22 protein-coding genes are annotated in these 13,755 nt (G+C 61.3%); 9 read left to right on the top strand and 13 right to left on the bottom strand.

Going from position 1 to position 13,755, the window contains the following annotated elements; genetic code table 11:
- Window positions 1-244: 244 nt before the first annotated feature.
- Together AC3FLX_RS16675 and infA are read left to right on the top strand one after the other, a co-directional pair.
- Entirely contained in the window at window positions 245-523 is a 279-nt protein-coding gene (locus AC3FLX_RS16675) for a hypothetical protein (protein ID WP_488698305.1), read from the top strand.
- A gap of 750 nt (window positions 524-1,273) precedes the next feature.
- Window positions 1,274-1,495: a translation initiation factor IF-1 gene (infA, locus tag AC3FLX_RS16670; RefSeq protein WP_101682497.1), complete on the top strand. Its 222-nt coding sequence runs from the start codon at window positions 1,274-1,276 to the stop codon at window positions 1,493-1,495.
- 239 nt (window positions 1,496-1,734) lie between these two features.
- Here the strand turns inward: infA and AC3FLX_RS16665 are convergent, their stop codons facing one another.
- The 6 genes from AC3FLX_RS16665 to AC3FLX_RS16640 form a co-directional block, all read right to left on the bottom strand.
- A complete protein-coding gene (locus AC3FLX_RS16665) occupies window positions 1,735-1,983 on the bottom strand; it encodes a hypothetical protein (RefSeq protein WP_488698303.1) in 249 nt (82 codons plus the stop codon).
- Between the two features lie 880 nt (window positions 1,984-2,863).
- Window positions 2,864-3,403 (bottom strand): hypothetical protein, encoded by a 540-nt coding sequence (locus tag AC3FLX_RS16660; RefSeq protein WP_488698301.1) that lies wholly within the window; start codon window positions 3,401-3,403, stop codon window positions 2,864-2,866.
- Window positions 3,404-3,450: 47 nt separating this feature from the next.
- Window positions 3,451-3,888 (bottom strand): hypothetical protein, encoded by a 438-nt coding sequence (locus AC3FLX_RS16655; RefSeq protein ID WP_488698299.1) that lies wholly within the window; start codon window positions 3,886-3,888, stop codon window positions 3,451-3,453.
- Window positions 3,889-3,890: 2 nt separating this feature from the next.
- Window positions 3,891-4,331, bottom strand: a complete 441-nt coding sequence (locus tag AC3FLX_RS16650; protein ID WP_488698297.1) for a hypothetical protein — start codon at window positions 4,329-4,331, stop codon at window positions 3,891-3,893.
- Window positions 4,328-5,230, bottom strand: a complete 903-nt coding sequence (locus tag AC3FLX_RS16645; protein ID WP_488698295.1) for a hypothetical protein — start codon at window positions 5,228-5,230, stop codon at window positions 4,328-4,330. Before AC3FLX_RS16645 ends, AC3FLX_RS16650 begins: the two co-directional genes overlap by 4 nt.
- Window positions 5,227-6,375: a DNA-methyltransferase gene (locus tag AC3FLX_RS16640; RefSeq protein ID WP_488698293.1), complete on the bottom strand. Its 1,149-nt coding sequence runs from the start codon at window positions 6,373-6,375 to the stop codon at window positions 5,227-5,229. Before AC3FLX_RS16640 ends, AC3FLX_RS16645 begins: the two co-directional genes overlap by 4 nt.
- Window positions 6,376-6,423: 48 nt before the next feature.
- Here AC3FLX_RS16640 and AC3FLX_RS16635 point away from each other — a divergent pair, with 48 nt between their 5' ends.
- A complete protein-coding gene (locus AC3FLX_RS16635) occupies window positions 6,424-6,570 on the top strand; it encodes a hypothetical protein (RefSeq protein ID WP_488698291.1) in 147 nt (48 codons plus the stop codon).
- Window positions 6,571-6,577: 7 nt separating this feature from the next.
- Here the strand turns inward: AC3FLX_RS16635 and AC3FLX_RS16630 are convergent, their stop codons facing one another.
- The 6 genes from AC3FLX_RS16630 to AC3FLX_RS16605 are packed head-to-tail and all read right to left on the bottom strand — an operon-like array spanning window position 6,578 to window position 9,642.
- On the bottom strand, window positions 6,578-7,414 hold the full coding sequence (locus AC3FLX_RS16630; RefSeq protein WP_488698289.1) for a DNA-methyltransferase: 837 nt from the start codon (window positions 7,412-7,414) through the stop codon (window positions 6,578-6,580).
- Window positions 7,411-7,647 carry a hypothetical protein gene (locus AC3FLX_RS16625; RefSeq protein ID WP_488698287.1) on the bottom strand — a complete coding sequence of 79 codons (237 nt, stop codon included), beginning with the start codon at window positions 7,645-7,647 and terminating at the stop codon, window positions 7,411-7,413. The genes AC3FLX_RS16630 and AC3FLX_RS16625 overlap by 4 nt, the downstream gene beginning before the upstream one ends.
- Window positions 7,644-8,738, bottom strand: coding sequence for a YdaU family protein (locus AC3FLX_RS16620; RefSeq protein ID WP_488698285.1), 1,095 nt, complete (start codon window positions 8,736-8,738; stop codon window positions 7,644-7,646). Before AC3FLX_RS16620 ends, AC3FLX_RS16625 begins: the two co-directional genes overlap by 4 nt.
- Complete coding sequence (locus AC3FLX_RS16615; RefSeq protein WP_488698283.1) at window positions 8,735-9,160, bottom strand: Ref family recombination enhancement nuclease; 426 nt, start codon at window positions 9,158-9,160, stop codon at window positions 8,735-8,737. Before AC3FLX_RS16615 ends, AC3FLX_RS16620 begins: the two co-directional genes overlap by 4 nt.
- A 14-nt stretch (window positions 9,161-9,174) precedes the next feature.
- The gene (locus AC3FLX_RS16610; protein WP_488698281.1) at window positions 9,175-9,357 is read right to left on the bottom strand and encodes a hypothetical protein; all 183 of its coding nucleotides are present in this window, start codon (window positions 9,355-9,357) and stop codon (window positions 9,175-9,177) included.
- Between the two features lie 18 nt (window positions 9,358-9,375).
- Entirely contained in the window at window positions 9,376-9,642 is a 267-nt protein-coding gene (locus tag AC3FLX_RS16605; protein ID WP_488698279.1) for a hypothetical protein, read from the bottom strand.
- A gap of 141 nt (window positions 9,643-9,783) precedes the next feature.
- On the opposite strand from AC3FLX_RS16605, the gene AC3FLX_RS16600 reads away from it, so the two are divergent.
- The 5 genes from AC3FLX_RS16600 to AC3FLX_RS16580 all read left to right on the top strand — a co-directional run bounded on the left by AC3FLX_RS16600 (window position 9,784) and on the right by AC3FLX_RS16580 (window position 12,106).
- Window positions 9,784-10,140: a hypothetical protein gene (locus AC3FLX_RS16600; protein WP_488698277.1), complete on the top strand. Its 357-nt coding sequence runs from the start codon at window positions 9,784-9,786 to the stop codon at window positions 10,138-10,140.
- Window positions 10,140-10,373: a hypothetical protein gene (locus AC3FLX_RS16595; protein ID WP_488698275.1), complete on the top strand. Its 234-nt coding sequence runs from the start codon at window positions 10,140-10,142 to the stop codon at window positions 10,371-10,373. The genes AC3FLX_RS16600 and AC3FLX_RS16595 overlap by 1 nt, the downstream gene beginning before the upstream one ends.
- Entirely contained in the window at window positions 10,370-11,002 is a 633-nt protein-coding gene (locus AC3FLX_RS16590) for a lambda exonuclease family protein (protein WP_488698273.1), read from the top strand. Before AC3FLX_RS16595 ends, AC3FLX_RS16590 begins: the two co-directional genes overlap by 4 nt.
- A 94-nt stretch (window positions 11,003-11,096) precedes the next feature.
- Complete coding sequence (locus tag AC3FLX_RS16585; protein WP_488698271.1) at window positions 11,097-11,357, top strand: helix-turn-helix transcriptional regulator; 261 nt, start codon at window positions 11,097-11,099, stop codon at window positions 11,355-11,357.
- 479 nt (window positions 11,358-11,836) lie between these two features.
- Window positions 11,837-12,106: a hypothetical protein gene (locus AC3FLX_RS16580; protein ID WP_488698270.1), complete on the top strand. Its 270-nt coding sequence runs from the start codon at window positions 11,837-11,839 to the stop codon at window positions 12,104-12,106.
- 501 nt (window positions 12,107-12,607) lie between these two features.
- Here the strand turns inward: AC3FLX_RS16580 and AC3FLX_RS16575 are convergent.
- Entirely contained in the window at window positions 12,608-12,880 is a 273-nt protein-coding gene (locus AC3FLX_RS16575) for a winged helix-turn-helix transcriptional regulator (RefSeq protein WP_488698268.1), read from the bottom strand.
- A gap of 155 nt (window positions 12,881-13,035) precedes the next feature.
- Here AC3FLX_RS16575 and AC3FLX_RS16570 point away from each other — a divergent pair, with 155 nt between their 5' ends.
- Window positions 13,036-13,578 carry a carboxymuconolactone decarboxylase family protein gene (locus AC3FLX_RS16570; protein WP_488698266.1) on the top strand — a complete coding sequence of 181 codons (543 nt, stop codon included), beginning with the start codon at window positions 13,036-13,038 and terminating at the stop codon, window positions 13,576-13,578.
- The last annotated feature ends 177 nt before the right edge of the window (window positions 13,579-13,755 follow it).

Below are 13,755 nucleotides of genomic sequence, written 5' to 3'. Positions count from 1 at the left end.
TGCAATGTGGTCACCGGTGGCTCCGGCCATATATCAACCCGGTAGCGGGCGACAGGCGACATTTTCCCAGCTGCGATGACGCAATGGACGACGGCCAGGGCGCCAGCAACCAAATTTCCGGGCCATCAGTCTGCCCTTGCCTCGCAACCGAGAGGCCATCAAAACGCAGTCGATCTTCGAAAATAAACAGGTGGCAGGCACGAAATAGAGCGTAGAGTGAGACAGCAATCTCACGGAGACGCTCATGGATGATGCACCCAGTTCGAACTACAAAGGGTTCGACATATACCCGCTAGTCTACAAGACCGAAACGCGTCGCGAATGGTACGAGCGACGGCCTGACCGTGCGTATAACATTTCTGTCGTCATTTGCGAGGAGGGTATGGACCCCACCACAGACGCTGCACAGGTCTTTCCGCTGTTGGCAGACCAATGGGACAGCCTTGGGAATGCGAAGCGAGCAGCCATCCTCGGCGGGCAAGGCATCATCGATACTTTCGCGATGAGGCGTACGCGACGCTGATGATCCAGTGCCGCAAGATAGCCCCGTGCAGTGCACTGCTGTAAGGCTAAACGCAACTTTTGGCTATCTCATCCATTCCGGCGTGGAGCATGACTCCAGCGGAGTTGGGCCGAATGATGTAGAATTGCCGTTCTCCCGCGCATGGCGATGTTAGTCGCCACATGACGCAGGCCGCGAGACACCAACAGTACAAAAATATCCGCGGCCATTCGGATGTACATCCGATTTCCTCCGGGCGAAGGTCGCCCGCAAACCTGAATCGACCCGCGGCATGTCCGCTCCGCAACCCTCGCGCACGTACTGGCACGGCGAATTGCGCAAGCACGGTCAATCACGCATCAGTTTCTCCGCCTGCGCATTAGCGCGGCGCGCGACACTGACCAGCATCGCAATCACGTTCCTTGACTAGGCGAGCCATGCACCTCGCGCGTCGTCCTTGCATCGAACGCCTCAAAGCAGGCAAATGAATTTGAATCGCAGCAACAATCCGTTCACCGTATCGGTGTACCCAATCCAGCAAGAGCCAGGCGTTTGGTTCGCGAACTATACGATCTCCGAGTACAGAAGTGGCGCCGAACGCGTTATCGCCAACGTCTCGATGCGGCACGCGACGCATCGCTCAGAAGAAAAGGCCAAGTACGCGGCTCGTCGAGCAGGTCAAAGTGCCGTTGCATGTATGCGTTCGTCCCTACCGACGCGGGTGTACAGCTCGTCGCCGGTCGTTACCGCATAGCCTTCAAAGGAGAAGTCATGGCGAAAGAAGAACTGGTGGAATTCGGCGGCAAGGTCTCGGAGGTTTTACCCGACAACCGATTTCGGGTCATCCTCGAGAATGGATTTGAGGTCTGGGCCTATTCGTCCGGACGACTGAAGAAGAACCGCATCCGCGTGCTGGCCGGTGACCGCGTCACCCTTGAGATGTCCCCGTATGATCTGACAAAGGGACGTATCAACTATCGGCACAAGAACTGAACACAGTGGTTTGTGTTTTGCGCGCGGCCTCGCTACTGACCTACGCTCTCGCGCCCAGAAAAAAGCTCCGCTTCGCGGAGCCTTTTTCTGCTTGCACTGAAGATCAGAAAGGCTCGATCTTTGTCGGCACCGGCGGCGGGCACTGAGGCCAGTCGAGCAAGAGCGGGAGCGGCGCGGACCTGCACCAATGCGACGCCGATCCGCGCGCTCAAAGCGCCTGTCAGCGGAGGCGATGGTGTTCACTGCCGCTCGGCCTCCTCCCGGATGTTAAAGCGCTTGCGTAATTCGTCGATGTGAGGCTTCAGCGCCTGCAGGCACGCACCACCAGCATCGCCTTCGATTGTTGAAATGGACCAGTTGCAACCGTCTGGGTCCGCGGGGTGCCAACATACGTCTCCGAAGCAGGTTCCTGCGCACACCGAGATCTGGTCCTGCGCCGCGCGGACCATCGCCCGAACTTCCGCCTTGTTCTTCATGACTCTTTCCATGACCTCTCCTCGTGAAAAAGACGGTCTATGCAATGAGCATAGGCGAATGTGGTGCTCCACAAGCAGCTTTCAAACATCGTTGGTCGCATTAGGTTGACGGCAGTAGAGAAGCTCCGTATAACTGACCGGGCAGGCTCTTCGAGCCCACGACACCTAGAGCAAAAGCTCACTTCCACGGGGCGCTTCTGTCCCAATGCCATCCCGGATTGACTGGGCCATCGACTGTTGGCACCCACCCATCTGCGGGGAGAAGCGCTTGGTTACTGTGTACCTTTCCAGTTTCTTCTTTTTTGTCCTCTCGCAGCTTTTCGAGCGGCGCCAACCGCGAAGCGAAACACCGAGCAGAGCGCTCCGCTTGCTGAGCACGCTTAGCTATGCGATGTCCTTGTTGGTGATGATGGCTGCCGTGGCAACGCTGGCCATTCAAAACTAAAATGGTCGCAAATGACGGCTCCTCGCGTAGGGATCCGCGTCCCGCTCCTGCAACCCCGATGTTCCTTTGCGCGGGCGTAGATCGATTGACGAGGATTTACAATGCGGTCATCAATAAGTTGGAAATGTGAAGGCTACCGCGGCATGTACATACATGTCGGAGCGTTCGAAGCTGCCACGGTGTCGACTCCTCGGGGCTTCCCCGGGCCAAAGTGGGGCTACGTGATGGCCGTTCGCTACACGGCGAATAGGGATGATCGCATGTTCTGCGAGTCTTTCGACCAAGAGGATGACTACTTCACGCGCGAGGCTGCAGAGCAGGCGGCCTTCCACTATGGCCGGTTTGCTGTGGACATTATTCAGGGATTAGGTTGAGGCGGCGAGGAATGCTGATGCAATAGCGGCGTCCGCCGAAATCCTCTCGGATACCCCCTTACCTAGACGCTATTCAGACGTTGCCAGTTGCTTCAGTGCCCAGGCAGGGTAAGCCCATCTGTGCTGACTGCTGGCTAGGCGGATTGCCGACCATCGCGAACACACGGCTCAGTTGCCGGCGCATCTCCCGCAGTTGTATGGACATCTCGTGGTTGGCATATGCCGCCTCGTGTCCCTGTTGGATGGCAACGAACTGCTGCGCGGCGCCAGCCATCGCCTGGCCGACCATGCGCGCCTCCCGCGGCGACAGGATCAGCTTCTGCTCCCCCACCTCCAGCACGGTCGTTCCGTCAGGCAGAAAGGATGTGTAGACGGTGCGAGCCGGCCGGTGCTGCTCGGCGGGCACGAATACCCCGCGCTGCACCCGGACGATGCGGCCGTTGTTCTCCAGGTAGGCCAGTCGGTCGTCAATCTGCGTCTTCGTCAGGTTGGTCAGCCCCTTCTGCGAAGACAGCGTCTCCCGGGTCACGATCTGTTCCTGAGCGTGCATGTCCTGGATGATCTCCAGCAGGATGTCAGCGCTGGACTTTTCGGCAGTGGCGATCTTTTTCATGGTTCTCCCTTAGTCTGCGGCGTTGATTCCGCTGTGTCGCGGACCCGTCAGTCAAAAATTACCCCGTAGGCCGTGGCGGCGTGGGCCTCAACCTCATAGATGTAGTGCGCCATCGCGCCGACCGTGATTTCCCCGCGGGCAATGGATGGCTCCGCCAGGATTACGCGGCCGTCCTGTAGACGCAGCTCCTTAGGCGGCAGGAACAGATCTTTCATGGCCTTGTGCCAGGCGCGTGGTGCGAAGCGCTGCCCGTCGATCACAGCCTGAGCGGCGATCGGCTCAATGACTGCCTTCCAGTAGAACTTGACCTGCTCGTCCAGGCGGTCTTCGCCGTCATCGGCCAAAATGACCCGCAGGGGGCGGCCATCGCGTGCCATAGATGGGGCTGCCGCGCGCACGGTGGCCACCACTTCAGCCCAGTCCGGCCGGCCACGCAGCACGATCTGCCTGTAGCGCAAGGTCACGCCAGTAACTGTCGTGGCCATGCTCAAAATTCCTCACGTTTCCAGCCGCCGCCCAGCTTGGGGGACAGCTTCGTTGCCTTGACCATGCGGAAGTACGGCAACACCTCAGCACACAGCTTGATCTTCATTTGGCCCTTGTCCGTGGTGTAGCCGCCCTTGGTTTCATGGATGGCCAGACGCATGTCGGCGTGCAGCACAAAGAAATCCACCTCGTAGAAGGTGTTGTCGGCCAGGCGCACGCGCATAGGGTGAAACTTCCAGTCGATCACCAGGCCCTGGCGCTTCTCGTCGTCCAGCAGGACGGAGTACGCGCGCTCGGTCTTGTTCATCTGGTCCTTGGGCAGCCGGCCCAGCGCGTGGAAGCGCGCCAGCGGATCTGCCTTGGCCACCGACGCGGCCGGCTTCGGCACGCGCGCATGGTGCGCGGCAAGCTGCTCGGGGGACCATCGGAGCATCTTGCTCATGCTGGCGTCACCCCCGCGGCGGCGTCCATGACGGCCTCGGCGTCGCGAAAATCGTTGAACGAGTGCTGCATGCGCCGAACGATCGCGCGCAGTTCCTGCACGGTGCTGTCGGCCTGCGCCAGCTTGATCATGTCTCGCAGTCGGCTGCCCATTTCGTACACCTCCCCGGCTTCGGGCTCCATGCCGACCACCGCGGCAAGGTCCGTGAGCAGCTTGGAACAGTGATCGTCAACGTGCATCCGCGCCACGCGTCGCTTGTCTTCAATGCGCTCCAGATCGCGCTGCAGCCCTTCCTCTTCGTCCTTGATGCGGTACCGGAGATTGGCCAGGCGGCGCGTCGTCTGGTTTCGGTGGTCCTCGATCGCAGCCGCCACGACTTCACCGAACTCCGCGCGCAGCTTCTGGATGGTCCGATACTCATCCAGCGTGCGCAGTGAGTGCTCCTTTGCGACTTCCTGGCGCTGAATGTCGCGGCGGGAGCCATCGATTAGCAGCTTCATCCAGGCGTCGCGCGGTAGGCTCTCGCACTTCGTCAGCGCCGGCTTCTTCAGCGAGCGCCAGCCGTCCGGCCCGCGGACTATCAACCCGGCTCCGGCGGGGATGTCCTCCTTCTTCAGCAGACCGACCGGGCACGCGAACACCACGCCGGCGGCGAACTTCAGGTAGTCGGTGTACTTCCCTTTGGTCACGTCCGCGCGGAAGTCCGACATGGAAACCTTGCATTCGTAGGCAATGGGCTGGAACCGGCTGTACGAAATGGGAATTGCGTAGACGTCCGGGCGGCTGCTGCCCGATGGGCCAAGCTGCATGTCGGTCCAGACCATGCGGTCGGTGCTGCCGCGCAGATGCGAGGCCAGGTCTTCGGCCAGGGCGTCGTGCCCCCATTTGATCGTGCTCATGCGATCTCCAGCACCAGGCCAGGCTGGCGGGTGCGATCTTCCTGCAGTTGGATGTAGGCGGGATTCAGTTCCGCACCGATCGACCGCCGGCCAAGCCGCTGCGCGACGCTGGCCACCGTGCCGGATCCCATAAAGGGATCGAACACGATGTCGCCAGCTCGAGATCCAGCCAGAATGCACGGCTCCACAAGTTCCTCGGGGAACGTGGCGAAGTGCGCGCCCTTGTACGGCTTCGTCGCGATCGTCCAGACGCTGCGCTTGTTGCGCATCTCGGTGATCGCGCGGAACGCCTCGCGGCCGGGCAGATCGTTCGTCTTCCCATCGAAGTCGCCGCGCTTCACGCTCTCCCGGACCTTCTGGGCGTAGGCTTGGAGCCCGGCTTTCGTGCGGTGCCTCTCGTCGCCGGCTTCGTAGGCGGCCTGGCCTTTCGCCGCGGTTACGTTGCCGGGCACCCGGATGCGGCCGCGTTCGCGGGAATCGGCGTCATAACCGTGACCGAAGCCCACGCCAGTGGGCGTGGGGCCATACGTGGCCGGCTCCTTGATGGCGTCGGCGTCGAAGTAATAGCGCTCCGACTTCGTCATCAGGAACAGATATTCGTGGGCCTTGGTGCAGCGGTCGCGCACGCTCTCCGGCATCGGATTGGGCTTGTGCCAGATGATGTCCTGTCGGAGCCACCAGCCGGCGTCCTGCAGCGCAAAAGCCAGTCGCCACGGCTGCCCGACCAGGTCTTTGGCCTTCAGGCCTTCCACGCGCACATCGCTGCGCGGTATCGGAGCATCGTCGCGACGCCGGCTGGCCGTCATGCTTTTGATCTTCGGTCCGCCGCCGCGGTGGTCATTGCCGGCCAGGGTAGAGGCCGCCGACGGTGCGCCACCGCCACGCGAACCGGCATAGCTGTCACCCATGTTCAGCCACAGCGTGCCGTCGTCCGTCAATAGTTCGCGGCAAAGGTCGAACACCTCGACCATGTTGGCCAGGAACTCGCGCAGTGTCGGCTCTTGCCCAAGCTGGCCAGGGTGGCCGTAGTCGCGAAGTCCCCAATATGGCGGGCTGGTGACGATGCACTGCACGCGCATGCCGTCGGCGATCAGTGAGCGCATGACGTCGCGGCAGTCGCCTTGGTAGCACTGGTTGGTCAGCATGCTAGGATTCCTTCGCCAATATTGGCAAAACCAGCTAGGAGAGAGGTCATGGCATCGAATCCGAAGCAGACGGGAAAGGGTCCGGCAAAAGAGGCATCCAAGCTCTTGAGGAATCCGGCCACACCGGCGAATGTGAAGAAGGTCGCGGCCAGCGACCTAGCACAGGCGCCCACTAAGAAGAAGGCGAAGAAGTAAGAGAGCATCAGGCCGAGGCCTCCAACACGAGGCCCGGCTGCCGTGTCCGCTCAGCCTGCAGGACGATGTACTCCGGGCTCAGCTCCGAGCCGAGCCACCGCCGGCCGAGGCGCTGGGCGACGCTGGCTACCGTGCCAGAGCCCATAAACGGGTCGAAGACGATGTCTCCCGGACCGCTTCCTGCCAGGATGCAAGGCTCTACTAGGTCCGGAGGAAACGTTGCGAAGTGAGCGCCGCGATATCGCGATACGGGTACGGTCCACACAGAAGTGCGTTTCGCATCAGCGTTGAACGCGTACCTGTATGACTTCGACAACAGAAATACGCTCTCGTGCGAGCGCTGGAATCTGGATTGCGCTGACCTTCCATCAGGTGCTGGATTTGGCTTATGCCAAATCACCTCCTGACGCAGATACCATCCATCCGAGCGCAGGGCAAACGCCAGGAGCCAAGGGATTCCTATCATGTCCTTGGGCTTCAGACCGATGTCCTGTGGCCGCTTATCCCCGCGGCGGTTTTCATTCGTGCCGTTCACCCAGCCATTCAGTGCACTGGTCGGAACGCTAGCGTTCTTATTCCCGTGGTACCCCGCATAGGAATCCCCGATGTTCAGCCACAGCGTGCCATCGTCTGCCAGCAGATCGTGCACACATCGGAAGACTTCCACCATCGCGGCGACGTACTGCTCCGGCGTTTCCTCCAGCCCAAGCTGGCCAGCGTGTCCGTAGTCGCGCAGACCGAAGTAAGGTGGCGACGTGATGCAGGTTTGTACGTGCACGCCCTCGGCGATCAGCGTCCGCATGACGCCGCGGCAGTCCCCCTGATAGCAGTGATCCACCTTCACGCTCCCCTCCCCTTGATCCATTCGCGGCGCGCGGCCGCCTGTTCCTCGGTAATCGCCTCGTGCTTGCCGCACGCCGGCGCCTCTGGGCTGATCCAACGCAGCGAGATAGCCTCGATCGCGCACCGGCCCATGCCGACCTCGGCGTGCGCAACGTCGCTCGCGGTCAGATGCGCCTGCGTCTCGCCAGTGCGCGGCCTCATGGTGAAGTGCTTGCAGGTGATGCAGGTCGTCATTCCGCGTCCTCATCCGGATAGAAGAACGCCATCAGGCGGGCGTGCATCGCCTCGTCGCGCTCGTACTCGCGCAGAATCTGCTGCCGCCATGGCCCTTCGCCTGCACGCTTGAACACGCGGGCCTTGAAGGACATGAACAGCTCACCTTCGCCCTCCTTCCAGGCCACGCCTAGCTCGGCGGCCTTGGCCTTGATGCCCTCGACGCCGATCCACCATTCCGCGGCACCGGCTTGCACGGTTGCTGCCGGCTTGCCGGCCGCCTCCGCAGCGGCCTTCGCCACGCCCTGCCGGGTCGTCTTGATCATCCCCAGGATGTAGCCAGAATTGGGCTGCTCGCCCTTCTTCTTCATGCTGAAGACCTCGACTGCTTCGGCGATCTCCTGATCGGATACCGCGAGGCGCACCATCTCGATCACGTCGGCATGGTTGCTGGTGACGGTCATGCCGTACGTCTTCCGCAGCAGCACGGCAAGCTGGATATCCCGCGGGTTTTCCTCTCCGGTCTGAGGGTTCCGAAGATGTGGCGTGGCTTGACCCTGCGCGCCCGCGGTACCACTGAGGCTCACATCACCACTACCTTGGTTAGTAGACATAGGTGGTGATGAAGGTGAAGGGCATTGCTCATGCAGACCTTCAGGCAAAGCACTTGGCACTGCGTCCTGCACTCCTTCAATGACTGCTGGAAGTTGTGCTTGTGGCATGCTTGGAGCATCCCCAGGAGCATGCTCGGAGGGTTTCTTGCCCCACCGCTTTTCCGCTGCTAGAACGGCCTTTGCAACGGCAGCATCCTTGCGTGTCTGGCTTGCCTGAAGCTCTTCATCGGCACGTTTCTGATGCAGCAATCCGTCGACATCGGAGAAAAACCGGAGCACGGCCGGCTTCGCCTTCTTCCACACGGCCGGCGCCAGACGAGTGATCTGCGCCAGCGTCGCGTCGTCGTTTGGCGGTGGGCCATTGCGCCAATAGTCCATGAGCAGCAGCAGGTATGCCCCGTGCTGCTCCGTGGTCAGTCGCGTGGTATCGGCCAGGTAGTCCCCGATGTAGAGCGGCATCCAAACGTCGGCCTTGTCCTTCGACTTTCCCTTGCTCACTTGGCGGCCTCCAATGGAGGCAGGTACGCGATCAGCAGCGTCTGCGTCTCAATGACAAGCTCCGCCTCATCGAAGCCATAGACGATCGCGAAGCGCTTCACGCCCAGGCCGTGAATGCCGGTGTTGCCGCGGTGGTGCTCCGGGCAAAGCGGAATGGCGTCACGGTGCGACGCGCGCTGAGCCATGCCCGTTCCCTTGCGCGGGTGGTGGATCTCGGCCGGCGTGGCACCCAAGCCCAGCCGGCGGCAGCAGGCACAACCCAGCGCGGCCACGCGATCGAGGTATGTGCGCTCAGCCTTCCGCGGTGCCTTCCTGCGCGATCGCGACTTCATCGGCGTGCGGGCAAGCTGCGCGTCACTAGGCTTCAGCCCGCATGTCCGCTGCATGGGCGCCTTCTGGCGCAGCGGCGTGCTGCGCTTCATTGGCGCGCGTCGTGTCAGCACTGGGGCACCCCGACGAAAGAACGCGGCTTCGGCGCGTTACGGCGCGCGACAATGTATGCCTGGTTCCATTCCTTGGCCGCCTCGGTGTCAGCCGGATACGGATTGCGATTCTTCCCCTCGCGGGCCGCGCGGGCGGCCTCTTCCCGAATCGACTGGCGCGACTTGATCTGGTCCATGGTGGTCTCCGGGCCTGGTCAGTCGTGCTGCTGCTGATTGGGTTCGAATCTCGCACCATTTCCGCGCGCGACATTTCGCCGTTGTTCGGCTAACTTTTCCATGTCGTCCGGAAAAGCCCAGTGGCAGATGATTTCGCGCACGAGTTCGGCACGTGTCATGCCGGCTTCGCGGGCCTTCTGCGCCAGGTGCTCCCCGACGATCTCAGGCAGATCGGTTTTCACCGGGTCGGTCAGCTTGCCCAACGGATGGTTGTAGGCAGAGCGGGACATGTGGATGCTTTCCATGTTCTCTTCCATGCGCGGATACGTCTGTTGCTGGTTATAAGAAGCCCCGGGCGGCTAGGCGCGCCCGGGATTGCCGCCACGGGGGTACAGAAGGCGGCCGGGGAAATCGGGAAACCGGTGTGTACAGAGCGAGGCGGAAAAATGGCGACAGGCGACACAGCAACCATCACGGCGAGCCCGCTGCTGGACATCCCACGCGGGCGCGACAGCGAAATCAAGGACTTCGGCGCCTATGTCACCTATCTGCGCCGCTACGTCGTCGGCGCGATGCTGGGCGTGGCCGCAGATGACGACATGGACGAGAACGGCCAGCCAGCCGGCGAAGGCGATCCGGGCACGGCACCGGTCAATGTGCCAGTGCATCCCGATATGCGCGAAGCCGCAACAGTGGGCGCGCTCAGCAAGGTCATGTCAGCCCTGAGCAAAGAGGAAAAGGCCAAGTACGCCGACTACTTCAACCAGCGCATGCAGGAATTGCGCGATGCGGAGGTAGCGTGATGACGGAGACGAAAAATGGTGGGCCGGCGTTCCCCCGCTTGCTCAGCACCCTCGAACACGAGGGCGACCAGATGCACTCCGGTACTCCCGGCATGACCCTGCGCGACTACTTCGCGGCGAAGGCTATGCAGACGCTGCTCTCCGACATGCAGGCCCCGAATCCGTCGAGAGTTGCCGCGTGGGCATACAAGCACGCCGACGCCATGCTCGCCGCTAGGGAGACGCGATCGTGAAGATCGTCACGTGCTCGCAGGGAGACGCTACGTGGCACGCCAGCCGCGCTGGCGTGATCACGGCCAGCATGTTCCGCGTCGCCCGCTCCCGAAAGAAGACCACTGGAGAGCGAACCGAAGAGGCACTGGATTACGCCTTTCGCTTGGCTATTGAGCGCCTGAACGGCGAACCGCTGGACGGTGGTCACGAGACATGGCAGATGCGCCGCGGCCACAAACTGGAACCGGATGCCCGCATCGCCCACCAGGCCGACATCGGCGTGTACGTGCAGCCTGTCGGCATGGTGCTGACCGACGACGGCAAGTTCGGCGCCAGCGCCGACGGTTGGATCGGCAACGATGGCGGCGCGGAATATAAATGCCTGATCTCGCCCGAAGAACTGCGCACTACGATCATCGGCCACGACCTCAAGAAGTACGAAGACCAGGTGCAGGGAAACCTGTGGCTGTCGGGCCGCCTGTGGTGGGATCTATGCGTCTACTGCCCGCCGCTGAAGCCCGTTAAAGAGTTCTTCCGCTGGCGCTTCAAGCGCGACGACGACTATATCGAGGCTATGGAACTCGACCTGATCGAGTTCGACAAGCTGGTGCAGGAAAACGTTGAGGCGCTGCGCAAGTTGGCGGCCTGATATCCGAATCGAGGAAATCCAATATGTGGCCCAGTAACTGTTCGATCTGCAGAATGCATGGCTCCACCTCTCTCAAGACGGTTGGAGATCCCTCGTGAAGTCCAGCCTTTTCCTGCTCGCTGCGCAATTCGATGGCCGAATGCTGTTGAACCTGGACGAAGTGTGCCAGGCCATCGGCGTCCAGAAACAGACAGCGTACAACCGCCTGTCCTGCGGCACGTTTCCCATCCCCATGCGCAAGGAGGGCCGCAACCTGGTTGGCGATATCCGCGATGTCGCCGACTACCTGGACGCCCAACGCGCCGTAGCGCGGGCGGAACACCAGCGGATTCAGCAGGCGCAGGCCGCGTATTGAACATATCGCTTTGTGCGGCGTCGAACGTTTAGCCACGAACTTCACACGCAAAATCCAGTCCGCAGGCCAGTGACCTGGTCTGCGGCACTTGCGCGCCCCGACAGTCCCCCGGCTGCGGGGCCTCTTTTTGGGATTACCGTCGAATTCCGGGGAGAGCTCGTTGCCCGACAGCCGAGTACGGCCAGCTTCCACCGTTGACTCTCGCCTTCGCACCGACAATTGAACGTCAGTTCGAACCCACACACCTGACACGGCCAATGGGTATGGACTGCGACGCCGCCCATATGACGGCAGCCTATTGAAACCTGGCTCGCGCTTGGATGCAGCACTCCCTCGGATAACTCGCGGCGTCGCCCTTCACGACTGACTCCCTCCGCGGTGTAGGACCAAGGTCCAATTGACGCAACATCCGCGCGTGACACCATCTATTGATCGCTATGCCCGGCGGCGTATGCTGCCAGGCGAGAAGGAGCGTCAAAATGGTCGAATCAAGAAACGGACTTTGGAGGCGCGCGAGCGCAATGCTGACCGCATTTGGACTCCTGGCGCTATCCAGCGCTGCCTTGGCCACAACCCAGTCGCAACAGCGCCAACAGGGCAGGAACGCAAATCAAGCTGCCAAACAGGAAGCGCGAGCGGAAAAGGTCGACTGCCGAGCTGCAAACCAGAAGAGCAACGCCCAGTGCCGGCAAGACAAGCGCGATACAAAGCAGCAAGGTCGCCAGCAAAAGCGGGACATCAAGTACTAGCGCTGGTCGCTTGAGAATCCAGCAAGAGCGTGATCGACGGGCCAGCGGAACCATACCACCCGTTGCTTCGCGCACCCCGACAGCGGCGTGCCGGATCGCCACCGCTCGACCTCCGCCAATAGATTGTATGGCCGGTCTGCCCTTGAAAACAGCCCTGATGCTGCTCGGGGGGAAAGGTCAGTTAAGGATCGTGAGTCGTCGATTGATCCGAACTGGCCTGTGAATTTGAGCTGGCGCCCGAGTTCGGCCAGTTTGAGCCACTCACGGTGTTCTGCTTGGCCGTCCGAGTCGACCGAACTTCGGTCGTTCATTGAGTGGTGTGCGAATGACCGAGAGAGTCGGAAGCGTCCAGCAATTGGCCGCAGCGAAAGTCGATGGCGGGGTCGACAAAGTCCAAGCGTGAAAGTCGGCGATCGGTGCCACTTGCGGCGAGGGGCTTCGAGTGCACCGCCCTACTCTGAGCTGCCGACACGAATCAAAAGAGGTCTGCGCCGGCTCGCCTCAACCCAAATTTGGGTGCTTCGCCCATTCCTCGGCCCATGCAGACAGCGGCTCCAGCGCCGCGCCCAGTCTCCTGCCTTGATTGGTTAGTCGATAACCACCGGTGGTGTGCTCGACCAGGCAAGCTTCCTTCAGTTCGGCCAGTCTCATGTTGAGCAACCGGGAGTTCGTTTCACATGCCTCTTGCAGTGCCCGAAACGTCATCGGGTCTCCTCGCAGTTCCCACAGTATGCGCAGCGCGGTGCGCCGACCAAGCAGGTCGAGCGCAACCATGATGGGGCGTCCAGTTTGTGAGCCACGGACAGGCTGACCAACTTTGGGTGTCGGCATGCTTTACTTTGTACAGCGAACGGAATAGGATGGGTTCCGGCGCTGTATTTTGTACAGCACCAGAATTGGTAATCATACAGCCCTACACCGGAGATGCCATGTCTGCCCGTATTGCGCCAGCCACAGTTCCGTTTGACGAAGACGTTGCCCAACTCATCGAGCACACGATGAAGGGCCGGCCGCCTTTGCATTTGTTCGCGACCCTTGCTCGAGATCCGCGCCTATGCAAAAAGTTCTTCTTTGGCGGACTTCTGGACAAGGGGAATCTGACGGTTCGCCAACGAGAGATCGTCATCGATCGGACCACCGCGCTATGCCGCTCCGAATATGAGTGGGGCGTGCATGTCGCCGTGTTTGCAGAACAAGCGGAACTATCCGCCGAACAAATCCGCTCGACGGCAACCGGGACAGCGGATAATGCCTGCTGGTCAAAACAAGACAGTCTTCTGATCCGTCTGTGTGACGCCTTACATCGCGACAGCGACATTGACGATGCCTTGTGGCATGAACTGCGCGAAAATTTTACGGAAAACGCGATCATCGAGCTGCTGATGCTGGCGGGCTTTTACCACACCGTTAGCTACCTGACCAACTCCCTGAGGATGCCTTTGGAAAGCGTCGGGGCCCGGTTCCCTGCGTAAGGCTGCCATAGCGCGACGGAAACGCCTTCCGTCTCGCTATGGCAGCCAGTTCGGTAAGCACGCCGTTATCGTGCCCTATCGCCGCCTCCCGACGACACCGGCCTCGTGCTCATCTTGGACCGGCGCGCTGGGACTGAGCGTTCCTGCGCAAGGCTGGCGGAAATGCAACGGCGGCGG

It is taken from the genome of Cupriavidus sp. 291-E7, from assembly GCF_057798835.1.
The sequence above is the reverse complement of the archived record's forward strand: the minus strand, read 5'-3'. Positions and strand labels throughout refer to the sequence as shown.

Excerpts from the sequence above, each read along its gene's own strand:
- AC3FLX_RS16575 (WP_488698268.1), bottom strand. The coding sequence starts at position 12,880 with ATGGTTGCGCTCGACCTGCTTGGTCGGCGCACCGCGCTGCGCATACTG.
- AC3FLX_RS16660 (WP_488698301.1), bottom strand. The coding sequence starts at position 3,403 with ATGAAAAAGATCGCCACTGCCGAAAAGTCCAGCGCTGACATCCTGCTG.
- AC3FLX_RS16610 (WP_488698281.1), bottom strand. The coding sequence starts at position 9,357 with ATGGACCAGATCAAGTCGCGCCAGTCGATTCGGGAAGAGGCCGCCCGC.
- AC3FLX_RS16675 (WP_488698305.1), top strand. The coding sequence starts at position 245 with ATGGATGATGCACCCAGTTCGAACTACAAAGGGTTCGACATATACCCG.
- AC3FLX_RS16615 (WP_488698283.1), bottom strand. The coding sequence starts at position 9,160 with ATGAAGCGCAGCACGCCGCTGCGCCAGAAGGCGCCCATGCAGCGGACA.
- AC3FLX_RS16580 (WP_488698270.1), top strand. The coding sequence starts at position 11,837 with ATGGTCGAATCAAGAAACGGACTTTGGAGGCGCGCGAGCGCAATGCTG.
- AC3FLX_RS16645 (WP_488698295.1), bottom strand. The coding sequence starts at position 5,230 with ATGAGCACGATCAAATGGGGGCACGACGCCCTGGCCGAAGACCTGGCC.
- infA (WP_101682497.1), top strand. The coding sequence starts at position 1,274 with ATGGCGAAAGAAGAACTGGTGGAATTCGGCGGCAAGGTCTCGGAGGTT.
- AC3FLX_RS16605 (WP_488698279.1), bottom strand. The coding sequence starts at position 9,642 with ATGGAAAGCATCCACATGTCCCGCTCTGCCTACAACCATCCGTTGGGC.
- AC3FLX_RS16570 (WP_488698266.1), top strand. The coding sequence starts at position 13,036 with ATGTCTGCCCGTATTGCGCCAGCCACAGTTCCGTTTGACGAAGACGTT.
- AC3FLX_RS16600 (WP_488698277.1), top strand. The coding sequence starts at position 9,784 with ATGGCGACAGGCGACACAGCAACCATCACGGCGAGCCCGCTGCTGGAC.
- AC3FLX_RS16640 (WP_488698293.1), bottom strand. The coding sequence starts at position 6,375 with ATGCTGACCAACCAGTGCTACCAAGGCGACTGCCGCGACGTCATGCGC.
- AC3FLX_RS16665 (WP_488698303.1), bottom strand. The coding sequence starts at position 1,983 with ATGGAAAGAGTCATGAAGAACAAGGCGGAAGTTCGGGCGATGGTCCGC.
- AC3FLX_RS16635 (WP_488698291.1), top strand. The coding sequence starts at position 6,424 with ATGGCATCGAATCCGAAGCAGACGGGAAAGGGTCCGGCAAAAGAGGCA.
- AC3FLX_RS16595 (WP_488698275.1), top strand. The coding sequence starts at position 10,140 with ATGACGGAGACGAAAAATGGTGGGCCGGCGTTCCCCCGCTTGCTCAGC.
- AC3FLX_RS16625 (WP_488698287.1), bottom strand. The coding sequence starts at position 7,647 with ATGACGACCTGCATCACCTGCAAGCACTTCACCATGAGGCCGCGCACT.
- AC3FLX_RS16650 (WP_488698297.1), bottom strand. The coding sequence starts at position 4,331 with ATGAGCAAGATGCTCCGATGGTCCCCCGAGCAGCTTGCCGCGCACCAT.
- AC3FLX_RS16655 (WP_488698299.1), bottom strand. The coding sequence starts at position 3,888 with ATGGCCACGACAGTTACTGGCGTGACCTTGCGCTACAGGCAGATCGTG.